The sequence below is a fragment of the Clostridium sp. CTA-19 genome, assembly GCF_054767855.1.
On the sequence record NZ_BAAABH010000027.1, the window covers coordinates 21552 to 37636 of the forward strand.

A 16085-nucleotide genomic window follows, 5' to 3' on the forward strand; every position below is an offset into this window, starting at 1 on the left:
TTTATATTACAAAGTAAAATAACTTATAATGTTACAGTGAAAAAGGGGTGAATCTTAATGAAGTTATTTAAAAACTATATCTTAAAACACATGAAAGCATTAGTAATACCAATTGCAACTATGATAATAGCACTTACTATTGATAGTACTTTTCCGTATCTTCAAAAGATATTTGTAGATGATATTATGTTAAATAATAAATGGGAGTACATTGGAAAATTCTTTTTCATATTTATATGCCTTACATTAGCTCGTTCTATAATTGGGTATATTAAAGAATATCTTTTTGATAAATTTGCTCTTAATGTAGCAAAGGAAATGAGAGAGGATTTATTTGATAAAATTCAATGTTTTGAATTCTCATTTTTTGATAATACCAATACAGGTGAATTGATGTCCAGAATAGCGGAAGATGTAGATACTGTCTGGGAAACTTTAGGTTTTGGGATGAGACTTTTAATTGAAGGAATAATACTTTTTATGATATCTACAGTTATAATGTTTAAATTAAATCCATTTTTGACAGGTATATCACTTTTAGTGTTACTACCAGTGGGATTTTTAGGGGTCATATTTGATAAGAAATTTTGTGATATCTATTCTAAGATAAGTGATCAAACAGCACAAATTAATTCAATGGCTCAACAGGATATATCAGGAATAAGACTTGTTAAAGCATTTGCGAGAGAAAAACATGAAATTTCTAAATTTTTAAATGTAAATAAACAGTATTATAATTTAAATATTGCTCAAGCTACATTGCTAAGTAAATTTATACCAACTGTTGACTTTTTAACTAATTTAGCTCCTATAACCATAATAATATTTGGGGGATTATTAACTATAAATGGAAGTATATCTTTTGGTACAATACTTGCGTTTAGTAGTTATATATTGAATATATCATTTTGTGTTAGAAATTTTGGGTGGCTTGTAAATTTGTTATCTCAAAATAAGGCTTCTCTTGATAAAATATTTAAAATATTAGAAAGACAACCAGAAATAAAATCAAGTAAAAATGCATATAAACCTGAAAATGTTTTAGGAAATATTGAATTTGAAAAGGTGAATTTTAAATATAAAGATGAAGAAATTCTAAAAAATATAAATCTTAATATTCCAAAAGGAAGTACTGTTGCAATAATGGGAGCAACAGGATGTGGAAAAAGTTCATTGATATCTTTAATAGGAAGATATTATGATGTCTTTGACGGTGAAATTAAAGTAGATGGTGTGAATGTAAAAGAGTGGGATTTGGAAAAGTTAAGGGAAAGTATGTCAGTAGTTTTTCAAGATACATTTCTTTTTTCAGACACAATAAAAAATAATATTGATTTTGGTGGAAATCATAGTGAAGAAGATGTTGTTAAGTCATCAAAAGATAGCTGTGCTTACGAATTTATATCAGAACTTTCAGAAGGATATAATACTGAAGTAGGAGAAAGAGGAGTAGGATTATCCGGTGGACAAAAACAAAGACTTGCAATTGCAAGAGGCATAATAAGAAAAAGTTCAATACTAATTTTAGATGATGCAACATCTGCATTGGATATGGAGACAGAGCGTAATGTTCTTAAAAACCTTTCTAAAATGGAAAATAGGCCAACAACATTTATAATAGCTCATAGAATTTCAGGAGTTAAAGATGCAGATATTATAATATTTATGAAAGACGGAGAAATTGTAGAAATAGGAAATCATGAAAGTTTGTTAAAAAAACAGGGCTATTATTATAATATTTATCGTCATCAATTTAAAGATTTTGAACTAATACAGGAGGTGAGTTAATATGGAAAATAAAGTTCATAAATGGAAGACAGTGAGAAGGTTAGGTGATTATATAAAACCATACAAATGGAAAACTTTAGGAGTTATATTATTATTACTTATTGTAATGAGTTGTAACACATTAAATCCATATCTAATGAAAGTTTCTATAGATAGATTTGTTAGTATAAAAGATGTAAAAGGTTTATTTAGTATTGGGTTAGTACTTGTAGCCATAAATATCTTAGCTATGTTACTTTCCAAAATAAGAATTTTATCTATGAGTAAAATAACAAATAAAGTTTTAATAGATATAAGACATGAATTATATACTCATATTCAAACTTTGAGCTTTTCATTTTTTGATAATAGACCAGTAGGAAAAATACTTTCAAGAGTTGTTGGAGATGTTAATGCTCTTCAGAATCTTTTGAATAATAGTATTGTAAATTTAATACCTAACATATTTACAGTATCATTGGTAGTTATAATGATGTTTATATTAAATCCAATTTTAGCTATGATATGTGTTATAGTATTACCTATACTTTTAGGGGCAATGTTTTTTATTGAAATAAAATCTAATAAACTTTGGAGTAATTATAGGGAAAAAAGATCCACATTGCTTGGATATACCCATGAGGCATTTTCAGGTATGAGAGTTATCCAAGGTTTTAGTAGAGAAAAATATGCGAAAGAAAAATTTCAGGAAAATTTAAATGCTCACGGAAATGGATTTTTAACTGCTGTAAAAGTTCAGGATTATTTTTGGCCAATAGTTGATTTGTGTAGAGGTATTGGAATATCTGTAGTGTTATTTGCTGGATATAGATTAGTTTTAAAGGATAGCTTATCTATGGGAACATTAATGGCGTTTATTATGTATATAGAAATGTTATGGAGGCCTATAATGAATTTAGCATCATTTTATAATGCATTTATAACAAATCTTTCAGCAGCAGAAAGAATATTTGATATATTAGATACTACTAATGATATGATAGTAAATGGAGCTACTAAAAAATTGCCGAAGATAAAAGGTAATATAAAATTTGAAAATGTAACATTTTCTTATGAAAATGATGGTATTAATGCACTGAAAAATACTAATTTCACACTAAAAGCAGGAGAAAAAGTAGCACTTGTTGGAGAAACAGGGGCAGGAAAAACAACCATAACAAATCTTTTAAGTAGGTTTTATGATCCTACACTAGGTAAAGTTTTTATAGATGGTATAGATATAAGAACTGTTGAATTAGAAAGTTTGCGTAGTCAAATGGGAATAATGCTTCAGGATTCATTTTTATTTTCTACAACGATAAAGGAAAATATTAAATACGGAAAACTTGGAGCAACTGATGAAGAAGTTATAGCAGCTGCAAAAGCAGTAAATGCTCATTCTTTTATTGAAAAATTAGAAAATGGCTATGATACAGAAGTAAATGAGCGAGGTTCTAGACTATCGTTAGGACAAAGACAACTTATAGCTTTTGCAAGAGCATTAATTGCTGATCCTAGAATATTAATTTTAGATGAAGCAACTGCAAATATTGACACGGAAACAGAAAGATTAGTTCAAGAAGGAATAAAGAAGCTTATGGAAGGTAGAACATCTATAGTAATAGCTCATAGACTATCAACTATAAGAGATTGTGATAAAATATTTGTTCTATCACACGGAGAAATAGTTGAACAAGGTACTCATGAAGAGTTATTAAGGTCAAAAGGATACTATTATAATTTATATTGTGCTCAATATAGTTTTTTAAGCGAAGGAGCATAATTTAGGCTAATAAGGAGTTATCTTAAAATAGAGATTATACTCTATTTTAAGATAACTTTTTAGTTTTACATCTTGTATGTTTAGATTATTTTTCATCAAATACTTATAAATTAAAAATCTAAATATTAAAATTATATTAGCAAAAAAATATATATATTTATGAATAAATATATATGATTAAGAAAAACTATTTTTAAAGACAGAATAGATTATAGAGGTTGATGTAAATAAATTTATAAATTTACTTTACTATACAAAAAAAATATATATAATATTAAATGTACAATAAATTCATATTGTAATTAAATAAAATATTCAGTTTTAAGCTAATATAATATAATAATTTAATTTAAGCTTAATATAATATAATTTGAAGGGAGTAAAATATAGATAATATATGTTGAGTTTTGTATTATGAATGCATTAATATAAAATTTTATTATATATTTTACAAGGCATATTGAAGTGCTAAAATAAATTACCATGGAAAGAGGTTTTATAAATGTCAACTTTAAATATATTTAGTAAAAAAATTTCATGGCAAGGATTAAACTTAACTTGTACAATGGAAAGATATTTAGAAACAAATAATATAGCATTAGAGTTATATGATGAATTTGGAGAGTTTTATGATGGTATTACGTTAGATTACAAAACATCTCTTCCGAAATCTAATAATGCTATTATTTCAAGAGAAAAGAGTGCAGAAGGAATATTAAATGCTTTAACTAAAGTTGATATGGTTAAAGTTGTTGGTAAGATAGACGTTAAGTTAGTTATGCAAGAATTAGTTTTAGTAAATACTAGACAGTTTAAAGAAATAGAAGAAGAAGTTTTCTTAGAATTTGCTAAAAGCGAAGAATATGATTTAAATGAATTTTTAAGTAAATAAATAAGGAGTATTATATGAGAAAGGTTTATAAAAATCCAAAAGAATTAGCAACATGTTTAAAAGATTTAGTAGATTCATATTTAGATGACCTTATGGAATATGAAACTTTAGAAGAAAAAGTAATGATACTTGTTGAACATAATGGTGAAAGAATTTATAAAGATGATAAAATGTCTTCAAAAATACATACTGTAATAGAAACATCAAGAGCAGATATTATAAATAAAATAGTAAAAGATAATAAAAAATAAATTGAATATAGTAAAATATAAAAGGCGTGTATTATACACGTTTTTTTATATTTATTTAGAATGTTGAACTTAATTTTAAAAAATAGTTATGGTGTATAATTAATTTATTAGATAGGTTTTGTTGAATTTAAAACAAATACTTGTAAAGTGAAAGGAAAAAATACATGAGAATAAATAAGTTGTTAAGTAATTTTGGCATTTGTTCCAGAAAGGATGGGAATAGATTTATTGAAGAAAAGAGGATAGTTGTCAATGGAGAACTTTGCAGCAAAGGCCAATGGGTTGAATTAGAAGATGAAATATTTTTAGATGGAAAACCTTTAAAAGAAAAAGAAAAAATATATATAGCATTAAATAAGCCTGTTGGAATTGTATGTACTGCAGCAAAAGATGTTAAAAGCAACATAATTGAATTTATGGACTATAAAGAATACATATTTCCAGTAGGAAGATTAGATAAAGAATCACAAGGATTAATTATAATGACCAATGATGGTGAACTTGCTAACAAAATTTTAGAATCTAAAAACTTTCATGAAAAAGAATATATAGTAACTGTTGATAGACCTTTTGATGATGATTTTCTTAAAAATATGGGTAAAGGAGTTGAAATTTTAGGAGCTAAAACAAGGCCATGTATTGTAAAGAAAATTAATGAAGATACTTTTGATATAGTTCTAACTCAAGGTATAAACAAACAAATAAGACGTATGGCTAAAACTTGTGGATATACAGTAAAGAGGCTGGAACGTATAAGAATTATTAATATAAAAATAAATGGACTAGATATAGGACAGTGGAGGCATCTTACAAAAGCAGAAATTAATGAGTTAGAAAAGTGTTAATAAAACATGACAATAGAATATATTAAAAGAAGGTTCTTTTTAGGAGACAGCTAAAAAACAATATGTTTTTCAACTGCCTCCTTTTTAAAACTTTTTTGTTACCTATTTTTAAATTCAGCTAAAGTCCTATAATTTGCTTAATTTTAACATATACTCCTTGTGATTTAGGGGCGATATATCTACGTTTAACTTTTTTTGATTCTACAGCTTTAATATATTCATCTACTATAGATGAAGTTGATTTTACTTCTATTGTACTAAAATAATTAAGATGTTTTCTTTTTAAGTAATTAATTTTATTTTTAAAGTATGATTTGTTTTTCATCCAAGTAAATTGCTTATAAATATTTTTTTGATTAAATCCTGTATTATAAGCACCTGGTTCTATAATTGTTACTTGGATATTATTGTTATTTAGTTCATTAAGCTCTTCACGTAATGATAAGGCTATACATTCTAGGGCAAATTTAGATGAAGCATAAGGGCATAGAAATGGATATATAGTCTTACCTAAAAGAGATGAAATAAAAATTATTTTACCACTATTATTTTTTATCATTTGTTTAAGAACTAATTGTGTAAGCTCAATAGTGGAAAAAACATTAGTTTCAAAAACTTTTTTTAAATTTTCAATATTAATTTCCGCAATAGAACCAGAGTCTCCAATAGCTGCATTGTTTATTAAAACATCTAAATTTAAACTGGTTACTATATTTCTATCTATAGGATTTGTTATATCAAGTTTAAAACTTTTTATTGGCAAATTAAATTTTTTGCCAATACTATTTAATATAATAGCCTCACTATCCGTATGTGTTGTAGCATAAACTAGATGACCACGAAGGGACAATGCTATAGCAGCAGATTTACCTATTCCAGTTCCAGCTCCAGTTATTAAAATTTTCTTCATAAAAATCACCTTAACTTTTTAAAAGTATTATTAACATTAATATTAAAAAAAATTAAAAAAAATTAAAAAAAATATAAAAAGCTATTTACTTATAATGTAAAATCATATACAATATAAATAATAAATATTATTATTTAATAATTATTATTTAAAAAGGTGTTTAGGAAGAGATTTTATGAAGGTTATTGTTATAGGATGTACTCATGCAGGAACTGCGGCTATAGTTAATTTAAAGGAAGATTATCCAAACAGTGAAGTGGTTGTTTATGAAAAGAATAATAATATATCATTTTTATCTTGTGGTATAGCATTGTCTATAGGGGGAGTAGTTACAGAAACAGAAAAACTATTTTATAACTCACCAGAAAATTTAAAATCTATTGGTGTTAAAACTAATATGGAACATGAGGTTTTAGATATAGACTTGGAAAAGAAAATAGTTAAAGTTAAAAACTTGAATACAAAAGAAATATTTGAGGATAATTATGATAAGTTAATTCTTACATTAGGATCTTGGCCAATAGTACCTAATTTTGAAGGTAAGGATTTAGAAAATATATTATTATGTAAAAACTATAATCATGCAAAAGTAATTGAGAAAGAATGTAATTATGCTAAGAATGTAGTGATAATCGGAGCAGGATATATTGGTGTAGAGCTTGCAGAAGCTTTTGAAATGAAAAATAAAAATGTAACATTAATAGATGCTGAGAATAGAATAATGTCTAAATATTTAGATAAAGAGTTTACAGATATAGCAGAATCAGAGTTTGAAAATCATGGAATAAATTTAGTGTTAGGTGAAAAAGTTAAGTGTTTTGAAGGTACAGATAAAAAAGTATCAAAAGTAATAACAGATAAGGGATGTTATAAAGCAGATTTAGTAATTCTTTGCATAGGATTTGCACCAAATACAAATATTATAAAAGGCAAATTAGATACACTTAAAAATGGGGCAATAATAATTGATGAGTATATGAGAACAAGTGAAGAGAATGTTTTTGCAGCGGGAGATTGTTGCGTAGTAAGATATAATCCAGCTAAAGATACAAGATATATTCCGTTGGCTACTAATGCTGTAAGAATGGGAACTTTAGTTGCGAAAAATATAAAAAATCCAACGTTAAAATATATGGGAACTCAAGGTACTTCAGGAATTAAGATTTATAGTAAATCTATAGCATCTACAGGTTTAACAGAGGAAGTTGGTAGAGCAACTACATCATTAAATATAGGGTCTGTAATTATAAATGATAATTATAGACCAGAATTTATGCCAACTTTTAAGGAAGCTACTTTAAAACTAGTTTTTGATAAGGATACAAAAAGGATTTTAGGTGGTCAAATTATATCTGATGTAGATTTAACACAATTTATGAATACATTGTCTGTTGCAATACAAAACAATATGACAATAGAAGAACTAGCAATGACAGATTTCTTCTTTCAACCGCATTTTAACAAGCCATGGAGCTTATTAAATATAGCAGCTTTAGAAGCATTGAAAAAATATAAACAATAATTATTTACAGATAATGATTATTAATATATAATATAAAGTATAATAATTAAAACACGTATATTGCACAATGATAAAGTTAAATATTATTATACAAAAGGAGAAAATATTATGGAAAAAGTGTGTCTTTGTAGAGGCGTCACAAAAGAACAAATAATAGAATCTATAAAAAATGGAGCAAAAACATTTGAAGATGTAAAAGAAAAAACTGGTGCTGGAACTGGTGGATGTCGTGGCGGAAGATGTGAAGGAACAATAGAGACTTTAATAAAAGTATATGAAGAATAAAAAACTATGCTATATCTAAAATAAGATATAGCATAGTTTTTTACTTTAAATTTTAAATATATAAGTATAAGGTTCCAAGTTGACTTTAAAAATTATCCATTCCAAAACTTGGATACCTAAAATAGTGAGACATGCTCAGAATCACTTAGAATTTAACACTGCATATTGTATGAAAATATTTTAAGGTTAATGAATAAATTTAAGTTGGAGCTTGTTTCTCTATATAATTTAAAAGTAATAAATGTTTGAAAGCGATATACAAATAGAAAACTATGTTTATTTGGTTGTGGGAAAAAATGAAAATTTGACAAAAATAGTTAAAATGTTACAATATAATAAATTTATAATTGAATTGTTAAATATAATTTAGTAGAAATGTTGGGGGATAATATGGAGCAATGTTTAAAAAATAAAATATTAAAAATGATAAGCAATTATGAAGAATTAGGAAAAACTAAGAGACACAATAATAACTTAATAAAAGCATGTAATGCATTATCTCTTGCTATAGAAAATAGGGTTATAGATGCAAAAAGTACAAATGCAGCAATTAAAGTAATAAATAAAAATACATCTTTTTTTTCAGTTTTTAAAAATGATAACGTTTTACTTAGCTTGGCTACCACAATTTCTTTAACACATAATCCTAAATTAGTTTTTTTGGAGATTAAGGGAGTATATGAAAAGTTGCAGAAACATTTTAGTAGTAGTGAATATTTAGTTATGGCGGCTAACATCATCTATAAACATGGTAAAAAATATGGAATATATGAAACCGTAGAAAGAACAAAAATATCCTATGAGTTAATGAGAAAAAATCATAAATTTTTAACATCAAAAGAAGATTATTGTGCAGCTGCAATGATAGCAATGACTTGTGAAAATTTAGATGAAACATTTAATGATATTGAAAAAAATTATAAGTATTTAAGTGAAAATGGATTTCATAAGGGTAATGAACTTCAAACACTTACACACATGTTAAGTTTTACTAATGGTAATGTAGAAGAAAAGGCATCAAAGGTTATAAAATTATATGAATTTTTAAAGGAGAATGATTTCCCATTGAAAGGACAATTATTACCATTAGTTGGAATGGTTACATCTATTGTTAATGATAATGATAAGTTTTTAAAGGATGTTAAAAGTGTAGATGATGAGCTGAAAAAAAATGGATTTGGAAATTTTGTGTTTGGAAAAGATAATAGGGCAGTGGTATCAGTAGCACTTACATTGTCATCGTATACTGATTCCATGAAAAATAAAGTTATGAATGGGTTGATAGAAAATATAGCCACAAATACAATAACTAATGTATTAATAACAATGCAAATAATAAATATAGCTGCAATAGCATCACTTATATATGTATCAACAGAATCAAATTAAAAAATAATAATTACAAAGTTTAAATCTTATTTTTAAATAGTTATAAGTTTCATATAGAATTTATAAATAATAGTAGTTTTTTCATACAAAATGTAGAAAAAATATATATTATTGCTATAATCTTATTAGAGAATAATAAAAGGAGTAAGTTTAATGAAGAAGAAATTTTTATTTACAATATGCATAATTTTTGTTTTGGGGTTAATTGGTTGTTCTAATAAAGCTAAGAATATTGAAAATGTAGATGTATCCAATATGAGTTATGAGGATATAGAAAGTTATTCTAAAGAGAGTACTGTAAACTTTTATGGGTATGGTGGTAATGAAGTGATGAATAAGTGGTTTGATACTTATGTCATACCACAAATGAAGGAAAAACATAATATCACAGTAAAAAGAGTTGGAATGGATATAGAGAATATCATGAATAAATTAATTTCTGAAAAACAAGCAGGTAATGCAAGTGGAAATATTGATGTAGTTTGGTTAAATGGAGAAAATTTTAAATCTGCAAAAGACAATAGTCTATTATTTGGACCTTTTGTGGATAAATTACCTAACTATGAAAAATACATAGATAAAGATTCTGAAGATGTAAAAATAGATTTTGGAACAAGTGTAGAAGGATTAGAAGCGCCTTTTGGAAAAGCTCAATTTGTAATAGCTGTTGATGATTCTAAAATAACTGATACTATAACAAATTCAACAGATCTAGAAAAAATTATAAAAGCAAATCCAGGAAAATTTACTTATCCAGCGTTGCCAGATTTTACAGGAAGTGCATTTGTAAGAAATATAATATATGATATTGTAGGTTACGATAATGTAAAAGATCTTCCAGAAGATAAGGAAATAGTAAGAACGGCTATAAAACCAGCAATGGAGTATTTAAATTCTATAAAACCTTACTTGTGGAATAATGGTAGGACTTATCCTGCAACTTCTGCTCAACTTGAAAATATGTATTCTGATGCAGAAGTGTATTTTACTATGACGTATTCACCAAATGCGTTATTAGGCATGATAGAGACAGGAGAATTTAGTAAGAATACAAAAATTATTGAATTTGATAAGGGAAATATAAGCAATACACATTTCTTAGCTATACCTGGAAATAGTAAAAACAAAGCTGGAGCTATAATGCTTATAAATTTTTTGACAAGTATAGATACTCAAGCTTCTAAAAATGATATTAAAAATTGGGGAGATGTATCAGTATTAGACAAAAACAAAATTAATGAAGAAGATATGAAAAAGTTTGGTGAAAGTATTAGTATAGAAAAATCATTACCTGAATTAAAGGCAGGGTTGGTACCAATAATAGAAGAAATATGGATGGAAGAGGTTCTAGAAGGTGAAAAGTAGACTAAAACCATATATTCTTCTTATTCCAGTGTCATTAATATTATTAGGGATAATGGGAGTTGGAATAATAAATTGTATTTTTCAGAGTTTAGGATATTTTGAAGGCATAGGTCTTTATAATATAAGTTTTGCTTATTATAAGGAGGTATTATCAAATCCTAAATTTATAAGTTCATTCTTTTTTACGCTAAACATAGCGTTAATATCATCAATGTTAGCTACAATATTAGGAGTTATTTTTGCTTATTTCTTATCAAAAGATAAATTTTCAACATTTAGGTATGGATTAGTTAACCTTCCTATAATAATTCCTCATATAATAGTTGTATTGTTGATGATTATGTTGTTTTCAAAGACGGGATTTATTGCAAGGTTATTGTATAATATAGGAATAATAAATGATCCATCACAGTTTTTTTCTTTAGTATCTGACAAAAATGGTATTGGAATAATTTTAGTTTATCTATGGAAGGGAATCCCATTCACTGCTGTTACAACCTATAATATCCTAAAAAATACAAGTGATAAGTTGGAAAGTGTTGCTATGAATTTAGGTGCAAATAAATTGCAAAGTTTTATACATGTGATATTACCGTTATCCCTTCCAGCTATACTTTCGTCTTTTATTTTACTATTTGCTTTTTCATTTGGGGCTTTTGAGGTTCCGTTTTTAATAGGACCATCCACACCTAAAACTCTTGCAGTTGAGGCTTATTTAAATTATATAAGTTCAGATTTGACTAAAAGACCTATAGCAATGTGTATAAATGTTATATTATCATTATTAAGTTTTTTATTATTAATGATTTATAATAAAATTTTCAAAAAAATTTACAATTATAAAATATAGGTGAGAATGAAAATATGAATAAAAAAAATATTATAGATTTTACAATTATGATTTTAATAGCGCCACTTTTAATGCTATGTATATGGTCATTTACTAATTCTTGGCCATTTCCGTATATGTTTCCTAAAAAAATTTCTTTAAGAGGATTTGAATATCTTTTAATAGGGGAAAACTTACAAATTCTTTTAGTAAGTGTAACTGTAGCTATAGTAACTACTTTTATAACAATTATTATAAGTATACCAGCAGCTAAGGCGATAACATTATATGAGTTTAAAGGTAAAAAGTTCTTTGAATTACTTATAATATCCCCTATAATAGTCCCATTAATTTCTATAGTCATGGGAGTACATATAACTTTTATAAAATTAGGTTTAGCAAATACAATGGCAGGTGTTATTATAATAAATATATTGCCGTGTATTCCTTATGCTGTGAGAATAATAGGAGATGTTTACAATATAGTAGGAGATAAATTTGAAATGCAGGCAAAAATGTTAGGTGCTAATAGATATAATACTTTTAAATATGTAACTTTTCCATTAATATTACCAGGAATTATAGGAGCAGCAAGTATGTCTTTTATAATTTCTTTTAGTCAATATTTCTTAGTACTTATTATAGGTGGTGGAAATATTGTAACTTATCCCATAGTGATGTTTCCATATATTCAAAGTGGTGATAGAACAATATCCGCTTTATATAGTATGGTATTTTTGATAGTAAGTATAATTGTACTAATTTTAATAGAGTGGGGTGTAAAGCATCGCTATAACAGAGAAAAGAGTTTTTTTGATTAGTATATATAAAAATATAAATAGGGAGTAGATAATTTAAATGTCCAGTGTTGAGCTAATTAATATATATATAAAATTTCAAAATGTAGATGTTTTAAACAATATAAATTTACATATAAATCATGGAGAGATGATAACACTTTTAGGTCCTTCAGGTTGTGGTAAAAGTACTACTTTAAAGGTAATAGCAGGCCTTTTAAAACCAGATGGTGGAGATGTGATTTTTAATAATGAATCAGTAATTGAAAAAAAAGCAGACAAAAGGGATGCTGTTATAGTATTTCAAGATTATTCACTTTTCCCACATATGACGGCTTATGAAAATGTAGAGTTTGGTCTTAAAATGAGAAAATTAAAAAAATCAGAAAGAAAGGTAAAAGTGAGTAGGCTTTTTGATTTGGTAAAATTAAAAGGATATGAAAATAAGTATCCATCACAATTATCAGGGGGACAAAAGCAAAGGGTAGCTATAGCAAGAACTTTAGCAGTTAATCCTAAAGTTTTACTTTTAGATGAACCATTTTCAAGCTTAGATATAAATTTAAGAAATGAAATGAGAGAATTTGTATTAACTTTGCAAAAAGATTTAAATATAACTACTATACTAGTAACTCATGATAAAGAAGAGGCATTAATGATGAGTGATAAAATAGCTGTTATGTTAAATGGTACTATAATGCAATTTGATACTCCTATTAATTTATATAAAAATCCTAAAACTAAAGAAGTTGCTAATATATTTGGAGAAAGAAATTATATAAGTGGAAATATAAAAAAATGGTTTTTTAATAGTGAAATTTTAAATTTCAAAACCAATTACATAGAAAATTTAGATCATGTTGAAGTTATGATACCAAAAGAGGATATACAAATACATAAAAGTGATAAAACAGAGGGCATAGAGGGAATAATATATAAAAAGAAATACGTTGGTGAATTTACATATTATGATATAAAGGTAAAAGAAAATATAATTAAGACTTTTTCTAAAGAGCACTCATATAACAAAATGGAAAAAGTAAAAGTAAAAATAAATTTAGATAATATAGTTTATTTTAAATAAAAATATTATAAAATAAAGGGTTATTCAAACATAGAATTTATATTTTATGTTTGAATAATCCTTTTATTTTAATACTTAAAACTATGATTTTGAATTTAATAATAAAAGTAATATAGGGAAACAACCCCCTATTTAAATTTATTCAATAATTTTAAAATATACTGCCGAATTCTAAGTTATTCGTAGCATGTCTCACTATTTTGGGTATCCAAGTTTTGAAGTGAATAATTTTAAAAGTGAACTTGAAACCCTATAAGAATGATTAATATGCTAAATAAAGGTTTGAAATATTATATGTATCCATTATTGAGGAATATATTAAAAATGAATGTAAGTTTTGCTTAAAGATTATATGAAAATAAGGAACAATAAGTAAATAAAAATATGCTTACTTATACTTAATATCTATGATAACTAAGATTTGTAAAATGCTTAAAATGTGTTGTTTATTAAGAATAGATAGTTGTTTAATTATAAAATTGATTTGTGAAAATAAATAAAGTAAACAAAAATGTATTTACTTTTTGAAAAAGATATGATATTCTTTTAGAAACAAAACAAATATTTGAAACTTTAATTATGAAAATTTTCAAACTATTTTGTCAAAGGTGTTGATTTTATATGATTACATTTAGAATTTTAATAATATTCATATAAGATGACAGGTAATGTAATTTTAAAAGGGGATTATTATGAAAAATAAATATATTAAAATTTATAATGTTTATAGAAGGTATGTAAAAAATCATAGTAAAATTATTCTTTTAATGGTTAGTATATTAACTATATTGACTATAGCAACTATGTATCAACCTATAATAATGGCAAAGTTAATTGATAATATCATAGGTTCAAAATGGCAAAGGGTAAAAGTAATATTAATTAAATTCATAATTATATATGCAATAATTAGTATCTTAACAAATGCTACTGAATATGTAAAAAAAATTCTTGTTAATAAAGTTACTTTAAATTTAAGAAAAGATATAAGTTCAAGTATTTTAGATTTAGAAGTAAAAGAATTTGAATCTATATCAAAAGGTGAATTTATAACAATAATGAATAACGATATTGAAAGTATATCTACATTTTTAATTGAAAAAAGCGTAGTTATATTGGATTTAATTGAATTTATAATCTTAGGATTAGTACTATTTCTATTAAATTATAAATTAGCAATAATAATACTATTAAATTTTCCTATAAGCTTAGTAGTTTTCAAAATATTTGGAGAAAAATTGGCTTATTATGATAAAGAATATAAGGAAATTCAAGATGAATATAACAATTTTAATCAAGAGTGTATTTCAGGGTTCAATATAATTAATATTTTACAGGCTCAAAATACAATTAAATATAAATTTAATTGTATCATAAATAAACAATATATAAATTCTAAAAAAATTAATAAGGTTAATGTAAAATCAAATTTATTAGGTGAATTAATTAATGGAATATTATATACAATATTGATTTTAGTAGCTTGTTATGAAATATATAATGGAAGATTAACCATAGGAATATTTATAGCATTCAATAGTTATGCCTCTACATTTAGCAATTCATTATTTAATATAACTAGTATCAATAAAGATTTACAACAAATAACAGTTTCAATAAATAGAATAGAAAAGATTATTTCTGACAAAGCAAATAAATCTAAATGTTTAGATGATGAATATCCTATATTTAAGCATGAAATTTTGTTTAAAAATGTATCTTTTGCATATTCAAGGGAAATGCCTAAAATACTAAATAATATATCATTTAGATTAAAAAATAGATGTATTAATGGAATAATTGGAGAAAATGGTATTGGTAAAACAACAATATTGAAATTATTAATGAAATTATATAGCGATTATGAAGGTGAAATTTTATTTGATAATATTGAACTAAAAAAAATTTCTAAGAGTAAATTGTACAAAAAGATAACATATATACCACAGGATACATTTCTATTTACAGCTACTATAAAGGAAAATTTAACATTAGGAAATTTAAAATGTGATGAAAAGAGCATAATACATGTTTGTGAATCAGTAAATATTCATAACTTTATAGATGAGTTAGATAAGGGATATGATACTTTAATTGGAACAAAAGGAATACAGCTGTCAGGTGGACAAAAACAAAAATTAACTGTAGCCAGAGGTTTGTTAAGGAAATCAGAAGTTTTTTTATTTGATGAGATTACATCTTCGGCTGATAGCAATTCAGAAGAAAATATAATAGAGGTAATGAAGACATTAATTAAAATGAATAAAACTGTAATTATAGTATCGCATAAAGAAAAAATATTAGAAAATTGCGATAATATTATAAGATTAAATAATTGTTTATTAAAAAGTAAGGGGGTAGTTTGA

The 16085-nt window shown here is 25.3% G+C and carries 14 protein-coding genes; 13 read left to right on the forward strand and 1 reads right to left on the reverse strand.

Annotated elements, in window-relative coordinates; all coding sequences use genetic code 11:
- Positions 1 to 57 precede the first annotated feature (57 nt).
- The 5 genes from ACYUE0_RS13655 (at position 58) to ACYUE0_RS13675 (ending at position 5538) form a co-directional block, all read left to right on the forward strand.
- Positions 58 to 1788 carry an ABC transporter ATP-binding protein gene (locus ACYUE0_RS13655; protein ID WP_460270999.1) on the forward strand — a complete coding sequence of 577 codons (1731 nt, stop codon included), beginning with the start codon at positions 58 to 60 and terminating at the stop codon, positions 1786 to 1788.
- 1 nt (position 1789) lies between these two features.
- On the forward strand, positions 1790 to 3550 hold the full coding sequence (locus tag ACYUE0_RS13660) for an ABC transporter ATP-binding protein (RefSeq protein WP_061996642.1): 1761 nt from the start codon (positions 1790 to 1792) through the stop codon (positions 3548 to 3550).
- A 502-nt stretch (positions 3551 to 4052) separates the two neighbouring features.
- Positions 4053 to 4442, forward strand: a complete 390-nt coding sequence (locus ACYUE0_RS13665) for a hypothetical protein (RefSeq protein ID WP_242865307.1) — start codon at positions 4053 to 4055, stop codon at positions 4440 to 4442.
- Positions 4443 to 4456: 14 nt separating this feature from the next.
- Entirely contained in the window at positions 4457 to 4693 is a 237-nt protein-coding gene (locus ACYUE0_RS13670) for a TIGR04540 family protein (protein ID WP_061996641.1), read from the forward strand.
- Between the two features lie 164 nt (positions 4694 to 4857).
- Complete coding sequence (locus ACYUE0_RS13675; protein WP_460271000.1) at positions 4858 to 5538, forward strand: pseudouridine synthase; 681 nt, start codon at positions 4858 to 4860, stop codon at positions 5536 to 5538.
- A 118-nt stretch (positions 5539 to 5656) separates the two neighbouring features.
- Here ACYUE0_RS13675 and ACYUE0_RS13680 read toward each other — a convergent pair whose 3' ends face one another.
- Entirely contained in the window at positions 5657 to 6448 is a 792-nt protein-coding gene (locus ACYUE0_RS13680; protein ID WP_460271001.1) for an SDR family NAD(P)-dependent oxidoreductase, read from the reverse strand.
- Between the two features lie 175 nt (positions 6449 to 6623).
- Here ACYUE0_RS13680 and ACYUE0_RS13685 point away from each other — a divergent pair, with 175 nt between their 5' ends.
- The 8 genes from ACYUE0_RS13685 (at position 6624) to ACYUE0_RS13720 (ending at position 16085) form a co-directional block, all read left to right on the forward strand.
- The gene (locus tag ACYUE0_RS13685; RefSeq protein WP_460271002.1) at positions 6624 to 7970 is read left to right on the forward strand and encodes an FAD-dependent oxidoreductase; all 1347 of its coding nucleotides are present in this window, start codon (positions 6624 to 6626) and stop codon (positions 7968 to 7970) included.
- A gap of 108 nt (positions 7971 to 8078) precedes the next feature.
- The gene (locus tag ACYUE0_RS13690) at positions 8079 to 8255 is read left to right on the forward strand and encodes a (2Fe-2S)-binding protein (RefSeq protein ID WP_061996636.1); all 177 of its coding nucleotides are present in this window, start codon (positions 8079 to 8081) and stop codon (positions 8253 to 8255) included.
- A gap of 390 nt (positions 8256 to 8645) precedes the next feature.
- Positions 8646 to 9644, forward strand: a complete 999-nt coding sequence (locus ACYUE0_RS13695; protein WP_460271003.1) for a DUF4003 family protein — start codon at positions 8646 to 8648, stop codon at positions 9642 to 9644.
- 153 nt (positions 9645 to 9797) lie between these two features.
- Positions 9798 to 11009, forward strand: coding sequence for an ABC transporter substrate-binding protein (locus tag ACYUE0_RS13700; protein WP_460271005.1), 1212 nt, complete (start codon positions 9798 to 9800; stop codon positions 11007 to 11009).
- A complete protein-coding gene (locus ACYUE0_RS13705; protein WP_216451306.1) occupies positions 10999 to 11859 on the forward strand; it encodes an ABC transporter permease in 861 nt (286 codons plus the stop codon). Before ACYUE0_RS13700 ends, ACYUE0_RS13705 begins: the two co-directional genes overlap by 11 nt.
- Before the next feature lie 14 nt (positions 11860 to 11873).
- Positions 11874 to 12659 (forward strand): ABC transporter permease, encoded by a 786-nt coding sequence (locus ACYUE0_RS13710; RefSeq protein WP_460271007.1) that lies wholly within the window; start codon positions 11874 to 11876, stop codon positions 12657 to 12659.
- A 37-nt stretch (positions 12660 to 12696) separates the two neighbouring features.
- Positions 12697 to 13719, forward strand: a complete 1023-nt coding sequence (locus ACYUE0_RS13715; RefSeq protein WP_460271009.1) for an ABC transporter ATP-binding protein — start codon at positions 12697 to 12699, stop codon at positions 13717 to 13719.
- Positions 13720 to 14411: 692 nt separating this feature from the next.
- A complete protein-coding gene (locus tag ACYUE0_RS13720) occupies positions 14412 to 16085 on the forward strand; it encodes an ABC transporter ATP-binding protein (protein ID WP_460271010.1) in 1674 nt (557 codons plus the stop codon).